This window comes from Parabacteroides sp. AF21-43, assembly GCF_003635435.1.
In the GTDB taxonomy this organism is placed as follows: domain Bacteria; phylum Bacteroidota; class Bacteroidia; order Bacteroidales; family Tannerellaceae; genus Parabacteroides; species Parabacteroides distasonis.
On sequence record NZ_QTMG01000014.1, the window covers coordinates 48,784 to 63,589 of the forward strand.

A 14,806-nucleotide genomic window follows, 5' to 3' on the forward strand; every position below is an offset into this window, starting at 1 on the left:
CTATTCATTTTGTTTTTCTGTTTTTGAGTTCGTCTTCAATAATGTCTGTCATGACATCCTTTATATCCAATCCCGCCGCACGTACTTGCTGTGGGATAAAGCTGGTAGCCGTCATTCCCGGTGTCGTGTTTATTTCCAGTAAGACAGGCTCCCCGTCTGCCGGAATAATATAATCCACACGAATCAGTCCTTTGGCGCCCAATATATCGTAGATCCTTGATGTCTTGCGCTGTATCAACTCCGTCAACTCGGCGGAGATACGGGCCGGAGTGATCTCGTCCACCTGCCCGTTATACTTTGCGTCGAAATCGAAGAATTCGTTATCCGTAACCACCTCGGTCAAAGGAAAGACAACCTCTTTACCCTCCACCTTATAGCAACCGCATGTCACTTCCGTTCCATCGATAAAGCTCTCGAGAATCACCTCACGTCCTTCCCCAAACGCCTTAGCGATAGCGGGCTGGATAGCAGAGACCTCTTTCACCTTCGTCACGCCAAAACTACTACCCCCATCGTTTGGTTTCACGAAAATAGGCAAACCCAAACGAGTCACGACTTCTTCGTCCGTAATAGTCTCTCCCTTGAATAAATGAATGGATGCGGCAATTTTTACACCAAAGTCTTTCAAGTAATGATTGCATACGTATTTATTGAATGTCAAAGCGCTCACCAGCATCCCGCAAGACGAGTAAGGCATACCGATCATATCGAAATATCCTTGTAAACGTCCGTCCTCGCCCGGAGTACCGTGTATCGTTATATAAGCGAAGTCAAAATGCCTCGTCACGCCATTCTCCTTGAAGCTAAAATCATTCTTATCAATTGGTGTATGTTCCCCGCTAGGAAGTATAACCGCCCACTCATCCCTCTTAACGATGGCAATATATAAATTATATTTGTCTTTATCAATAAAAGAGTAGATTCCGTCCGCACTTTTTAATGAAATAACGATCTCGGAGGAATCTCCCCCTGCTACGATAGCGATGTTCTTTTTCATTTTTATAATTCTTTAGTGTTCGCGTATACACGCCATCTGTCGATCAGCTGCTGCATATCGGAAGGAATCTCGGAATCGAAAAACATCTCCTCTCCCGTAGTAGGATGAACGAACCCCAACGTCTTAGCATGCAAGGCCTGACGTGGACAAATAGCGAAACAGTTTTGCACGAACTGTTTATATTTAGTAAAAGTTGTTCCTTTCAAGATATCATGTCCGCCATACCGCTCATCGTTGAAAAGCGTATGACCGATATATTTCATATGTACACGGATCTGGTGCGTGCGCCCCGTCTCCAGACGGCACTCCACCAAGCTCACGTAGCCCAAGCGTTCCAATACGGTGTAATGGGTGACGGCAGTCTTGCCTTGATCGCCTTCCGGGAAGACGGTCATTTGCATACGGTCACGAGGGTCACGGCCGATATTTCCCTCGATACGCCCCTCATCCTCTTGAACGATGCCCCATACCAAGGCACGGTATTTACGTTTGGTTGTCTTGTTGAAGAACTGCAGGCTTAGGTTACTCTTGGCCTCCGGGCGTTTAGCCACCACCAATAAGCCCGATGTATCCTTATCGATACGGTGTACCAAGCCTAAACGAGGATCGGAAGGATCATAATAGGGATCATCCTTCAAATAATAAGCCAAGGCATTCACCAACGTACCGGTATAATTACCGTGACCGGGATGTACGACCAAGCCTGCCGGCTTATTCACCACCAGCAAATCATCGTCCTCATATACTATATTCAAAGGGATATCTTCGGGGATAATCTCCAGTTCCCGGCGTGGGCGATCCATCACGATAGAAACCACATCCAAAGGTTTCACCCGGTAATTACTTTTCACCGGCTTATCGTTCACCAAGATACAACCCACCTCAGCCGCCAATTGGATGCGGTTACGGGTAGCGCCCATCATACGGTCTACCAAGAACTTATCCACCCGGAGCAGGGATTGCCCCTTGTCCGCTACGAAGCGGAAATGCTCATACATCTGGCTCGACGATGTTTCGTCTTCTTCCGGCATCAACAGGTCGTCTACCTGTTCATCATCCATATCGTCCAAAAACTCGTCCATTCCCTTAAAACCAGTTTTCTATATCACTATCCAATGGTTCTACCGGAATACTATCCAAAGCCAATGAGTCGGGAAGCATATTCGGATCGCCACTGCTTACTTTCAATACCAGATGAGCGGTCAGCGGTACATGTTCCCCTTTGAGCAAGGTACGCCCGTTTAACTCCACCCCCATCGCCAAATCTTTATAATCGCCCGGCACATACTCTATCTCGACCGACGAGAAGCCACGGGCCCGCAGCAAGGCATACGCCTGACGGAAAGATAAGTCTTCCACCTCCGGTATCACGGCCATCTGGGAGGTCAACGCGTTAATCGTAACAAAGACGATCCGCCCCTCTTTCACCTTCGATCCGACACCGGGAACCAACTCCACGATGGAGCCCGGAGCCACATCTTTCGAGAATACGGAATCGATCACGTTATAGCGTAGCTTATTATTCCCGAAAAACTCGGCGGCGTCCTCTAGCTTCATTCCTTTCACGTCCGGAACGACCACCGCTTGATTATGGCGGGTATAAGAATCCAGCCACGCCAGCACGCCATAAACAACGCCGCACGACACGACTATCACCAACAAGAGATTGATGACAAACGGATTCTTTATCAGTTTTACAAAAAAGTTACTCATTTCACGTATGTATTTGTAGGCGGTTCAAAAGTAGAAAAAAAACGGCATATAGACCAATATCCACCAGAGCAATACTACAAAAACAAAGAAAGTAAAGGCTTTTTAGGAAAAAACCTCTACTTTCTTTATAAATCTTTAGAACGTGACTAATTATCCGTTGTATTCGTCAGATACCGTTAATTTAGCTCTGCCTTTAGCACGACGAGAAGCTAATACTCTACGGCCATTAGCGGTAGCCATTCTTGAACGGAAGCCATGCTTGTTCTTTCTTTTTCTGTTGGAAGGTTGGAATGTTCTTTTCATCTTTCTATATTATTTATTATTATTCGCATACTTATTCGGGCTGCAAAGATAGAGCCTTTTTTTTAATAAACAAAGGGTTGCGCAATTTTTTACGCAAGAACCTTTGATATCAGACCAAAGCAAGTTAACTGCATGGGGCAAGTAAGTTAACGTCATCGGCAAATGAAGAAAGCGATGCCGCCCATCTCCTTACGGAATGAATGGCATCGATAAAGCACGAATGCAATATTGAGGTAAAGGGCCGGGGAGGAGGTGCAGCCTACGTGTAAAACAAATTCAATCCATTGTGTGCTGCACGCTCCCCGCATCCGTCATTCACATGATGGATGGGAACCCTGATTGTACTTAATTATCTACTCATCACTATATTACCATCCTCTATCAAGTGGCTTACGGACTTCTGACAAGACCAATAGCTATTTCCTGAATAATAAAAATAAACAACATCTGTAGACAAAACATTCTTCAACGCAATAGAGTAAGCCCCCCCACTTCCACATTTAAAAGAATTCTCCGAACCTATATTATTTATTTTATAGCGAACAGTATATCCATTCCAAGAACTGCTTCCCCCTGTAACATTTCCAGCAATAGTAGGAGATATGGTTGTTGGAGCTTTTCGTGAATAAGTTAAAGCACTAAACGCATTAAACAGATCTGCCTTTAAAAACACTTTGTCATTATCCCCCATACCTTCTCCTTCATTAGCCGTATTCGTCTTAAAATGGATAACCTTCTCATCTTTGCTAAAGACTTGATCCGTATATACATAACACCAATCCTTCGCTCCTGTTGTTTCCAAACGAACACCGGGTTCTACCGCATATAGTTTTTTAGTATATATCTTATACTCAATAGGGAATAATGATTCATCAATATCTTCCGGTATCGAGAATTTCAGATAAACATCTTGTTTCAGGCCTCCATTAATCACATTTGTTCCGGCACCAGCTTTTACATTTTCAAATCTCGGATTGACAAAGTTATAAGGGGGACGTAAGACCAATTTAATCTTACGCTGCAAATTACCTCCTACCACGTAGAAATACGCTATTTTCTCGCCGGAGCCGGGAGCCGACTTTATATCAGCTGTAATCGTTATCGTCTGATTGCCGGAAGGAATACTAGAAGGATAACTTAAGTTACCTTCTACGACATCCGACATACCCTCATCTGGAACCACGCTCAATTGCCCCGTTCCCGCATATGTCGCAGTCATCGACAATGTGTTAGAAGACCCCGTAAAAACGAATGTCGTCTTTGTAACATTCAAGGCCTCGCCATCATAAGTTATATTCGGATACTTTTCCATAATAGCCGAGGCCGTGATATTATTATCCGCTATCACATTTTCATCTATAACCTCAGCCCACGTAGCTCCTTTTCTGGAAACGCTCTTGACCGTTATATTAAAGGCATAATTACGAACGACATCATAAACACGAGTTACCTTATCATTCTCATCCTTTACGGCAAGATCAATCTTATAATATGTATAGGTCTCGCTACCATCAAATTGCGCCTTAATAATAACAAAAGTCGCTTTCTTATCTTGATTATAATGTTCAAAAGTATACACAGATTCACCCGGCTTCGCATATTTACTAGCATCTGGCTCATTGTGGGGCGCATAAAAATCTTGATTTGGAATATTCAACTTTCCCTCATCTTTATACCCAATAGATGCCAACTGCGATTCATTATAAATAAGATAAGAAACATTTTTTAATTTCACAGCTGCCTCCGAAGAGAGATTCAGCGTTATTTTAGCCCAGTTTCGTAGTAGTTCAACATTGTTGTTACCAGCAGCTTCCAGACTATTGCTTATATTTTTCGCAGGAATATCACTAAAAGTTCTCTTTCCCCAAAAGATTTGCTTATCTGTCACTAACGAGGCCATTCCGCTTTCTAGGGAAGGGGTTAACGTTCCATCATTGGCGACAAAATGGATGGTACGGGTCTCTTTTGAGATAGAAGCCGTATATCCATTGCCTGAAACAACAGCTTCTACAACTGGAGAGATAAACTCTCCATCCTCATTAAATGTATATAGATATAAGGACTCAACACCTTTCTCCACATCCCCGGTCGCTTTCGTAATCTCAAGAGCATTCGGAGCATCTACAGAGAACGAAAGAGAGACCATTGATCCATCTGTCGGTTGAATTTCTATTTGTTCTATTTCCTCTGTCGCACATGAAGCGAGCAACAGAAAAATGGAAAACAGGCTATATAATTTCTTTATCATAAAAATCTCTATTTAAATCATTAATAAACATCTTTAATATAAATCTCTTACACAACGAATACCGTCAGCTTTTTGACTAGAGGCATTATTAGTAAACTGATTACGTTTATTTGCCCCAAAGTCATAATACCAATACGGCATTGCACACCAATAAGTACCGTTTGTATTAAACAAATAGTTTACCGCAGGAGAAGCGTCTTGTACTGTATTCATAAACTCTAACTCAGCTAAAGTAGGAACCCTCCATGTGCCAGCCTCATAATAGGTACCATCCTCTAACCTCTCCCAATATTTTTTACAACGTTCTACCGCTTTGGAATATGTATAAGTACCTGTACCTACAGCACCAAATCTTGAGGCTACTACAAATTTTGGAGATACTAATTCCGCAGAGAAAGCGTCGTCTTTAGTCACCCGGACTCCATTTTTTATAGTACTAGGATCTCCAATTATCAGATTCCCTGCAGCTTTGACAGTTATTGTAAAAATATTAGGGTTTCTATCTCCGTCAGGAACATCTGCTGGACCAGCTGTTTCAGAGACTTTCCCCTCTAAATATTGTGCGGGATATTGATCTACTATAATTTCAGGCACTTTCAATCCGTCATTATTATAAATCCCAAAAACAAACTCTTTCGGAAAATAATTCACGGGTAAAGAGCTTTTAATAGTTATATAGCCTTGTTTCCCTACTGCTACAATTTCTGGATATTGATCTTTTTTGTGCCTATTTTCGTCTGTCCATTTACTATAATAGCTATTAGGATAATATGTACCTGTTCTCTTCGTGATCTTTCCTTTTACCAAATAATATTCTTCATAAGTAGCATTAGTAGGCATCTCTACTGTTACATCTGAACTTGAGACAAACTCTATCTTATACTCAGTGATATTCGCCATCACCACCTTAGTCTCCCTCACGAACAAATACTTCAAATCCGCAATAACCACATCCACGACAAACTTTTCCACGCCTTCCCACGGAGTTGTAGATACCGTAAAGTTGATTCGTTGTGTCTTCATGGATATTTTACCTGTAAGCTCATATCTATTACCATGTATGATACCATTTGTCGTACATCCTTCAAGCGCTGTCGTAGGATTAAAATCCTCATATTTATAAGAATGATCTTTCTCTTCCTCTATAATACTTCCCTTCGTTACATTTTGAATAGTCATATCCTCATTAAAGGTAGTCGTGACCTGTATCTTTTGTAAATCACCCGTTACATATATAGACAATGGGGTTAACGTCGTGTTCAACTTCTCATAGGTATAAAAAGGTAACGCAACGCCATTTTGCAATGTAATATCCTTTGCCGTAGAGAAAGCATCATCATATTGATTATCTCGACCAAGCAATATTAAATCTGATTTCTGATTGATATTCTTGACCGTAAGTTCAGTTACAGTATAGAACCACTGGTTGGTTACTTTTGTATCATCTGTTGTAGACACAGTCTCCGGCTCTTCATCTACCGTAAACTTCATATCGATGCGTGCCGCTAATTGTGTCATCGGAACAGATATACTTGTCACAGCCGTATTTAGGTCATACGCAGCCAACTCCCCGACCTTTACCAAATTTGAAGCATCAAAAGTTCCACCTGAAACGGTTTCCGACAAACCTTTCAGGTTCTCATAAGTAGTCGTTCCCAATCTAGCCAAGTCCTCATAATGCGTTGAATTCGCAATCGCTACGATACGAACCTTACCTGTCTTTGCTTGTATATTATCAATTTTATAAGCAATCAATGTTTTTCCATCAATCGTTACGGTAGAATTGGGAATTCCCCCGTCAAACGCTACAGACTTGTACTCCAAGCACTCACCCACAGTTCCATTCGCCTCATTAAATATAGCGACCACAACATTATTCACTTTTACCTCATCCTCTGTCGAATATGTATACCCTTCAGCGATATCCCCTCCAGCTTTCGTCATCGCTGTCACTTCTCCCAAAGTAAGAGTCATAGAGAATGAGATATCCCGCCCGTCCTCATTTCCTCGCTGGACTTCTTCTTCCGAGTTACAGCTCGTGAAAAGCAGTCCGACAAACAGCACTGATAATATATTCCTTATTTTCATAATCTTGTATTTTTATTTTACCCGTTTACACCTTAATTATCTTCCATAGGAATGGATATGGTATTATTCAACCAATCTCTTGTATAGCAAAGTAGTTCTGTCTCGACCTTATCTCCAATAATAGTCATATTGACAACCAAGCGATAAACATATCCGGATTTCACACCATGCAAAATATTCCCCTCCTTATTGATCACAAACTGCCTTGTCGTTCTTTCCTCGCTATTTCCGACCTTAAACCGGACTTGCATTTTCACTTGATCACTTTCTGCCGCCGCCAGATTCCGGAACGAGTAAAAAGACAATACATTTTTATTCTCCACAAAAGAATAAGTTGACGGAAACTCTGATGCTCCATTATATACCTCCACATTACACGTCTTACTCTCTGAGTTATAAGTCGCATTTTTATGAGTTTGCTCATTTGTCGTATAACTCTCAGGATTCAAGTTCAACAGATCCACTCCTGTAACAGTAATCTTCTCTTGAACAGATGCTCCTTGAAAACCAGAAACATTAAATTCCGCAAGTTCTATACGAGCGGTTAGCTGAGAAAGAGGGACTGGACCAACTTCTAAAGGTTTTTCCAATGCTTCCCTAATTGTCGCATAACCGGCAAAGTTGGAATCAAAATTGATATTCATTTTCCCTACTTTAACTAAAGCATCCTTATTATCCTGTATTATATCGTTTATATCACTTTCCGATTGACAACCCGCAAACGATTTAGAGCTATTAGCGATTAACATTACGGAGTAAGGGCTAGGCTTTTTCACTTTCACGATTACTTTTGCCCAGTCATCTTCCGTGCCGTTTTTCTTTTTAACGATATAATTCTCGCTATTTACAAACAGCCCTTCCATTATCGAATTGACTTGCCCACCCTCAAAAAAAATCAATGTACAATTATTAATCTTTGCCTCGTCCATGGAAGCAGGCAATGTCCCTACACCAGACAAGGATTTTGTCTCCAAAGAAAAAAGAGAAACTTTCATAGAAAGGGCAACCTCTCCCTCCTCTATCACAGCACTCCCCGAATGTCCTTTCTCTATATCCCTCAGCGCATCATCATCCATTGAGCACGAGACCGCCAGCAGTAACAAGCAGATACTTGAGATTATCGTCTTTATTTCCATATTCTTATATTTATTCGTTCGACTTCCTTATTCTTGATAAAAGACATTAAGATGGATTGAGTTCAGATAGGACTAAGGGCGGTGAGTTACGTAGGAAAATAGGCTAAATAAGGAAAGATCAACCCTCTCCATTATTGAATGGCAAATTGAGCTGATCTGAAAATAATGTCTACCAAAATAATAAAATTGGATAGAATATGCAATCTGACAAGTATTTGGAATGGAAGGAAAGGTATTAGTCCTATCTGTACTAGATACCGGAAATTTGTAAGTTAGGCTTTTTACACTGACAAAATTAAATGGATACATTAATGAATGGAATAGGCGGAACTTTCAACTTTAAGGGGTAAAACTAGCAATTTAAGGTTTGTTGAAATAAACGATAGAGAATCCTATCATTTCGATAGAGATACCCATGCTGCCAGAGAAACATTATAGGTCATGGTTGCTTTTTTATGAATAGGAACAAAGATAATCGTTTAATTCATTATCTTTGTGGAAGTATAAACAAATAAACAAGATAACTATGAAAAATAAATCATCGTTAGTACGTTTCGATTGGGCGATCAAACGTTTACTTCGCCAAAAGTCCAATTTTGTAGTCCTCGAAGGTCTTTTATCCACCCTTCTCGGGGAAAACGTGATTATTGTCCGCATCCTAGAAAGCGAAGGTAACAAAGAGGATAGCGAGGACAAGTTCAACCGCATAGACGTATTGGCAGAAAACAGTAAAGGCGAGCTGGTAATCATCGAGGTACAAAACAACCGGGAGCTAGATTATTTTCACCGTATGCTATATGGCACATCCAAGGCAGTCACCGAGTATATTCATGAGGGAGAGAAATACGGTACTATCAAGAAAATCTACTCCGTAAACATTATCTATTTCGATCTTGGGCAGGGAAAAGATTACGTATATCACGGGAAGACCCAATTCAAAGGTATTCATTTTGACGATATATTGAAACTATCCACCCGCCAACGGGAACAATTCGTCAAACAAGAAGCTGGCGATATTTTTCCTGAATATTACGTATTACGTGTCAACGAGTTTGACGAACTGGCGAAAACACCCCTCGACGAATGGATCTATTTCCTAAAAACAGGAGAAATAGATGAACATGCCACCGCCAAAGGATTGCCGGAAGCACGGGAGAAGTTACGGATCGATAAACTCAGCCCTTCCGAGAAGGGCCAATACTACGCCCACATGGAAGCCCTTCGATATCAAAAGAGCGTCATCGAGACCGGATGGATAGAAGGGCATGCGGATGGACGAGCGGAAGGTATCGCAGAGGGTAAAGCGGAAGGTAGAGCAGAAGGTATCGCAGAAGGACAGAACCTAGAGAAACGTCAAATTGCCGCCAACTTGAAAAAGCAAGGGCTTCCCATCGAGATCATAGCGAATTGCACAGGACTCTCTCCCGAAGAGATAGCGGACTGTTAGCGCAGACTTAAAAAGGGGGAATCAAAAGATTCCCCCTTTATACATATTATCGAAATTCGAATGTTGTCCGTTCATCTTCTGGGCCTCTTCGCCTTCTGGATTCAGTTCCAAAGATTTCTTCAAGTCCTCGAACGCACCGGTCTTATCACCTTTCAGATTCTTGGCTCGCCCACGCTCACTATAAGCCTTGGCAAAAGACGGATTCGTCTCGATCGCCTCGTCGAAGAAAGCGATCGCCTCGTCATATTTCTTTTGCTCGATCAGTAACTGACCAGATAAGATACAAGCGTCCTCATTAAACGGATTTAGATCTAGGACCTGCTGGAAACCAGAATTCGCGGCCTCGATATCCCCTAAAGCCATATGAATACGTCCTCTCAATAAATAAGAACTTTCCTCCTCCGGCACGATCTCGATCGCTTTCTCCACATCGGGCAGCGCCTCTTTAGCTTGTCCCAGTCCTAAAAGAATCTCCGCACGCAATAAATAAGAATCGGCGAAATCCTCCTTCAAGGAGATCGATCTCGTCAGGTCGGCGATAGCGCCAAATACGTCATTCGTCGCTTTCTTCGCTTTTGCCATCATGAAATAAGCGACATGATTAGAAGGCTCTAGCTCGATCACGTGCAAACAATCGGTTATGACCTCCGCGTCCTTATCCAACATAAACAATAAGTTAACGCGAGTCAAGCGGGTAGCGATATGATCCGGCTCCATCTCAACCATCCGGTTCAACACGTCCTCGGCTTTCCCTAGATCGTTCGCCATCGTATAAGCGGAAACGAGATAGCTCATCGTCTCAAAATCCTCCTGTATATTCAGTGCCTCCGTAAAGCATTTGATCGCATAAGCAAGTTTTCCCATCTTCTGGGCACGTACGCCGTCGTATTTCAAGATATCAAAGTTCTTCTGCTCGTTCTTCGCCTTATCCTCCGTCGCCTCGGCCGGTTTGGAAGAAGAGAATAAAGATGTAAAGAAATTTCCCATGGTCTTATTCCTTAATTATTATAGTTCTACATTATTAGAATTCCACCGCAAAGTTACGGTAATATATTTGAATTTTCAGCCGTACAAGCGCCGGAAAAAACACGTACGTGTTTTTGGAAAAAGTCGTACATGTTTTTTGGAAAACACGTACATGTTTTTTCAAGCTGACAATCATTCACCGAAAAGGCCGTTTCGCTTATTTATTTTCATTTTTTTAATTAAAATGTAACAGATCGTTTTCCAGTATTTTATAATTTTGCGATTGTTTTTAATTTGGCTGAAAGTTGCTCAATCCTTTGTAGAAACCTTTTAAGCTAGCCACAAATATAGAATATGGAGAATATAGAGACAGGACTTTTGTTAATGGTAGTTGGAATGACCACCGTATTTGCTATCCTTTTGATCGTTATCAATCTGGGAAAAGGACTTATCGTCTTGGTGAATAAATACGCACCGGAAGAGATCATAGCGAAGAAACCAGTAGCGGCAGCCGTTCGGGTACAAACGGCCACTCCAACGCAAACCACCGCAATCGGCAGTCTTTCCGGACAGGAGACAGCCGCCATCGTATCGGCAATCAGCGCCGTTACCCGTGGACAGGGGAAAGTTATCAAAATTGAGAAAGTATAAATAATACATATTAATATCATGAAAAGAGAAATCAAATTCAGTTTGGTCTTCAGAGACATGTGGCAATCTGCCGGAAAGTATGTCCCGACCGTAGACCAACTAACCAGAGTCGCTCCGGCAATTATCGAGATGGGCTGTTTCGCCCGGGTGGAAACGAATGGCGGAGGATTTGAACAAGTCAACTTATTATTCGGCGAGAATCCTAATAAAGCGGTCCGTGAATGGACAAAACCTTTCCATGCGGCAGGTATCCAGACGCATATGTTGGACCGTGCGTTGAACGGCCTTCGCATGAGCCCGGTACCTGACGATGTACGTCAGCTATTTTATAAGGTAAAGAAAGCACAAGGAACGGATATCGCCCGCACGTTCTGCGGTTTGAACGACGTACGGAATATCGCCCCATCTATTAAATACGCGAAAGAGGCCGGTATGATCTCACAATGCTCCTTGTGTATCACGCATTCTCCGGTACATACGGTTGAGTATTATACCAAGATGGCATTCGAGTTGATCGAGCTCGGAGCGGATGAGATTTGTATCAAGGATATGGCCGGTATCGGACGTCCGTACACATTAGGCCGTATCGTAGCCAATATCAAGGAAAAATATCCGGAGATCCCGATCCAATATCATAGCCATGCCGGTCCCGGCTTTAACGTAGCTTCCATCATGGAGGTTTGTAACGCGGGTTGCGACTATATCGACGTAGGTATGGAGCCGCTTTCTTGGGGTACAGGACATGCGGACTTGCTGACCGTACAGGCGATGTTGAAGGACGCCGGTTATAAGGTGCCCGAGATCAATATGGAGGCTTATATGAAGGTTCGTGCCTTGGTTCAAGAATTCATGGATGATTTCTTGGGATTGTATATCAGCCCGAAGAACCGGTTGATGAATTCCTTGCTAATCGGACCGGGACTTCCGGGCGGTATGATGGGTAGCTTGATGGCAGACCTTGAGAAGAACCTAGAGACGATCAACAAGAGCAATATAAAGAACAACAAACCGCTGATGTCTCAAGACCAGTTGTTGATCAAGTTGTTCGACGAGGTAGCTTACGTATGGCCACGTGTCGGTTATCCTCCATTGGTAACTCCATTCAGCCAATACGTGAAGAACCTAGCTTTGATGAACGTCATGCAGATGGAGAAGGGGAAAGCCCGCTGGAGCATGATCGCCGACGATATTTGGGATATGATCCTCGGAAAGGCCGGACGTCTTCCGGGCCCGTTGGCTCCCGAGATCGTCGAGAAGGCGAAGGCCGAAGGCCGCCAGTTCTTCGAGGGCAATCCTCAAGACAATTATCCGGACGCATTGGATAAGTATCGAAAGTTGATGAACGAGAAGCAATGGGAAGTTGGCGAGGATGAGGAAGAACTCTTCGAATACGCCATGCACCCCGCTCAATACGAGGCATATCGCTCCGGAAAGGCCAAGGTCGAGTTTAAGGCAGACGTGGCAAAACGTAAGGCAGAGAAAGCGAACGCCGGTAAACCGACGGTACCCGCCACTCCGGCCGCATCGGCTCCGGCACCTGCCGCTGCATTAACGATGCCGACTACTCCGCAAGTCATGACCGTAGATGTAAACGGGCAAGCTTACCGTGTGACCGTCGCTTTTGGTGATACCAACAGCGCGACTCCGGAAGTTAAACCGACAGCGGCTCCCGCCCCGACAGCCCCGGAGACAACAAATGCTCCCGCAGGCGCTGGAAAAGAGGTGCTTTCTCCGCTGGAAGGTAAATTCTTCCTTGTAAAGAACGCTTCCGATACACCGGTGAAGGTGGGCGACGTAGTGAAAGAAGGTGATGTCCTTTGCTACGTGGAGGCCATGAAAACATACAATGCCGTACGTGCCGAGTTCGGTGGAACGATCACGGCGATCTGCCTGTCTTCCGGTGATGCCGTATCTGAGGATGATGTATTAATGACGATTCAATAATGAACGAGATATTTCAAAACTTATATGAGATGACTGCGTTCAGCAATATCATTGCTGAACCGCAGTTCTTGATCATGTATGCCATAGCGTTCGTATTGCTCTACCTCGGTATCAAGAAACAATACGAGCCGCTATTGCTCGTGCCTATCGCGTTCGGCGTATTGCTCGCCAATTTCCCCGGAGGCGATATGGGAGTGATTCAAGCGGATGAGAATGGGTTGATTAATGTACACGGCGTGATGAGAAACATCTGGGAAATGCCGTTGCATGATATCGCCCACGAACTTGGCTTGATGAACTTCATCTATTATATGTTGATCAAGACGGGCTTCTTGCCGCCGATTATCTTCATGGGTGTCGGTGCGTTGACCGACTTCGGCCCGATGCTCCGCAACCTTCGCCTATCCATTTTCGGTGCCGCGGCTCAATTGGGAATCTTCACGGTACTTTTGGTAGCGATCTTAATGGGATTCACACCGAAAGAAGCCGGATCTCTTGGAATCATCGGAGGTGCCGATGGCCCGACGGCTATCTTCACGACCATTAAGTTGGCGCCTCATTTATTAGGCCCGATCGCTATCGCGGCTTATTCTTACATGGCTTTAGTTCCAGTTATCATTCCTTTGGTAGTTAAACTATTGTGTACGAAGGATGAGTTACGGATCAACATGAAAGAGCAAGAGAAGAAATTTCCTTCCGACACGGAGATCAAGAACTTGCGTGTATTGAAGATCATATTCCCGATCGTGGTAACTACCGTAGTCGCCTTGTTTGTTCCCAGCTCCGTTCCTTTGATCGGTATGTTGATGTTCGGTAATCTTGTAAAAGAGATCGGAACCAATACGTTCCGCCTGTTCGATGCGGCTTCCAACAGCATCATGAACGCTGCAACGATCTTCCTTGGATTATCTGTCGGAGCTACCATGACATCAGAGGCGTTTTTGAACCTGACAACGATCGGCATCGTAATCGGCGGTTTCTTGGCATTCGCCTTGTCTATCGCCGGAGGTATCTTCTTCGTTAAGATTTTCAATTTGTTCACTAAGAAGAAAATCAATCCGCTTATCGGAGCCACGGGTTTAAGTGCTGTACCCATGGCCTCTCGTGTGGCGAATGAGATCGCGTTGCAATATGATCCGAAGAACCATGTCTTGCAATATTGCATGGCTAGTAATATCTCGGGAGTGATCGGCTCGGCGGTAGCTGCCGGCGTATTGATTTCCTTCTTGGGATAAATGAGATTAAATAGTATAAGTAGACGTTGTAGAGACGGGGCATGCCCCGTCTCTACAAGCGGAATCAAGAGAAATAGC

General features: G+C 43.5%; 12 protein-coding genes. 4 read left to right on the top strand and 8 right to left on the bottom strand.

The features are described 5' to 3' along the window. Positions 1-4: 4 nt before the first annotated feature. The 7 genes from DWX84_RS11430 to DWX84_RS11460 all read right to left on the bottom strand — a co-directional run bounded on the left by DWX84_RS11430 (position 5) and on the right by DWX84_RS11460 (position 8,485). On the bottom strand, positions 5-997 hold the full coding sequence (locus DWX84_RS11430; RefSeq protein ID WP_022191919.1) for a D-alanine--D-alanine ligase: 993 nt from the start codon (positions 995-997) through the stop codon (positions 5-7). Between the two features lie 2 nt (positions 998-999). After that, positions 1,000-2,079 carry an RluA family pseudouridine synthase gene (locus DWX84_RS11435; protein ID WP_048927887.1) on the bottom strand — a complete coding sequence of 360 codons (1,080 nt, stop codon included), beginning with the start codon at positions 2,077-2,079 and terminating at the stop codon, positions 1,000-1,002. Between the two features lie 4 nt (positions 2,080-2,083). Then, positions 2,084-2,710 (bottom strand): PASTA domain-containing protein, encoded by a 627-nt coding sequence (locus DWX84_RS11440; RefSeq protein ID WP_005861027.1) that lies wholly within the window; start codon positions 2,708-2,710, stop codon positions 2,084-2,086. A 150-nt stretch (positions 2,711-2,860) separates the two neighbouring features. Next, on the bottom strand, positions 2,861-3,013 hold the full coding sequence (rpmH, locus tag DWX84_RS11445; RefSeq protein WP_005633099.1) for a 50S ribosomal protein L34: 153 nt from the start codon (positions 3,011-3,013) through the stop codon (positions 2,861-2,863). Positions 3,014-3,362: 349 nt separating this feature from the next. After that, on the bottom strand, positions 3,363-5,261 hold the full coding sequence (locus DWX84_RS11450) for a hypothetical protein (protein ID WP_048927886.1): 1,899 nt from the start codon (positions 5,259-5,261) through the stop codon (positions 3,363-3,365). A 33-nt stretch (positions 5,262-5,294) separates the two neighbouring features. Continuing rightward, positions 5,295-7,349, bottom strand: coding sequence for a fimbrial protein (locus DWX84_RS11455; RefSeq protein WP_005861021.1), 2,055 nt, complete (start codon positions 7,347-7,349; stop codon positions 5,295-5,297). Positions 7,350-7,381: 32 nt separating this feature from the next. Further along, on the bottom strand, positions 7,382-8,485 hold the full coding sequence (locus tag DWX84_RS11460; protein ID WP_048927885.1) for a hypothetical protein: 1,104 nt from the start codon (positions 8,483-8,485) through the stop codon (positions 7,382-7,384). Between the two features lie 526 nt (positions 8,486-9,011). Here DWX84_RS11460 and DWX84_RS11465 point away from each other — a divergent pair. After that, positions 9,012-9,932, top strand: coding sequence for an Rpn family recombination-promoting nuclease/putative transposase (locus DWX84_RS11465; protein ID WP_048927884.1), 921 nt, complete (start codon positions 9,012-9,014; stop codon positions 9,930-9,932). A 21-nt stretch (positions 9,933-9,953) separates the two neighbouring features. Here the strand turns inward: DWX84_RS11465 and DWX84_RS11470 are convergent, their stop codons facing one another. After that, on the bottom strand, positions 9,954-10,919 hold the full coding sequence (locus DWX84_RS11470) for a tetratricopeptide repeat protein (protein ID WP_048927883.1): 966 nt from the start codon (positions 10,917-10,919) through the stop codon (positions 9,954-9,956). 333 nt (positions 10,920-11,252) lie between these two features. Here DWX84_RS11470 and DWX84_RS11475 point away from each other — a divergent pair, with 333 nt between their 5' ends. The 3 genes from DWX84_RS11475 to DWX84_RS11485 are packed head-to-tail and all read left to right on the top strand — an operon-like array spanning position 11,253 to position 14,728. After that, positions 11,253-11,549 (top strand): OadG family protein, encoded by a 297-nt coding sequence (locus tag DWX84_RS11475; RefSeq protein ID WP_008773957.1) that lies wholly within the window; start codon positions 11,253-11,255, stop codon positions 11,547-11,549. A gap of 18 nt (positions 11,550-11,567) precedes the next feature. Beyond that, a complete protein-coding gene (locus DWX84_RS11480; protein ID WP_048927882.1) occupies positions 11,568-13,493 on the top strand; it encodes a biotin/lipoyl-containing protein in 1,926 nt (641 codons plus the stop codon). Further along, positions 13,493-14,728, top strand: coding sequence for a sodium ion-translocating decarboxylase subunit beta (locus DWX84_RS11485; protein ID WP_048927881.1), 1,236 nt, complete (start codon positions 13,493-13,495; stop codon positions 14,726-14,728). Before DWX84_RS11480 ends, DWX84_RS11485 begins: the two co-directional genes overlap by 1 nt. The last annotated feature ends 78 nt before the right edge of the window (positions 14,729-14,806 follow it).

What these genes read in the sequence shown, in the direction of transcription:
- DWX84_RS11430 (WP_022191919.1), bottom strand. Translation starts at nt 997, where the DNA reads ATGAAAAAGAACATCGCTATCGTAGCAGGGGGAGATTCCTCCGAGATC.
- DWX84_RS11435 (WP_048927887.1), bottom strand. Translation starts at nt 2,079, where the DNA reads ATGGACGAGTTTTTGGACGATATGGATGATGAACAGGTAGACGACCTG.
- DWX84_RS11440 (WP_005861027.1), bottom strand. Translation starts at nt 2,710, where the DNA reads ATGAGTAACTTTTTTGTAAAACTGATAAAGAATCCGTTTGTCATCAAT.
- rpmH (WP_005633099.1), bottom strand. Translation starts at nt 3,013, where the DNA reads ATGAAAAGAACATTCCAACCTTCCAACAGAAAAAGAAAGAACAAGCAT.
- DWX84_RS11450 (WP_048927886.1), bottom strand. Translation starts at nt 5,261, where the DNA reads ATGATAAAGAAATTATATAGCCTGTTTTCCATTTTTCTGTTGCTCGCT.
- DWX84_RS11455 (WP_005861021.1), bottom strand. Translation starts at nt 7,349, where the DNA reads ATGAAAATAAGGAATATATTATCAGTGCTGTTTGTCGGACTGCTTTTC.
- DWX84_RS11460 (WP_048927885.1), bottom strand. Translation starts at nt 8,485, where the DNA reads ATGGAAATAAAGACGATAATCTCAAGTATCTGCTTGTTACTGCTGGCG.
- DWX84_RS11465 (WP_048927884.1), top strand. Translation starts at nt 9,012, where the DNA reads ATGAAAAATAAATCATCGTTAGTACGTTTCGATTGGGCGATCAAACGT.
- DWX84_RS11470 (WP_048927883.1), bottom strand. Translation starts at nt 10,919, where the DNA reads ATGGGAAATTTCTTTACATCTTTATTCTCTTCTTCCAAACCGGCCGAG.
- DWX84_RS11475 (WP_008773957.1), top strand. Translation starts at nt 11,253, where the DNA reads ATGGAGAATATAGAGACAGGACTTTTGTTAATGGTAGTTGGAATGACC.
- DWX84_RS11480 (WP_048927882.1), top strand. Translation starts at nt 11,568, where the DNA reads ATGAAAAGAGAAATCAAATTCAGTTTGGTCTTCAGAGACATGTGGCAA.
- DWX84_RS11485 (WP_048927881.1), top strand. Translation starts at nt 13,493, where the DNA reads ATGAACGAGATATTTCAAAACTTATATGAGATGACTGCGTTCAGCAAT.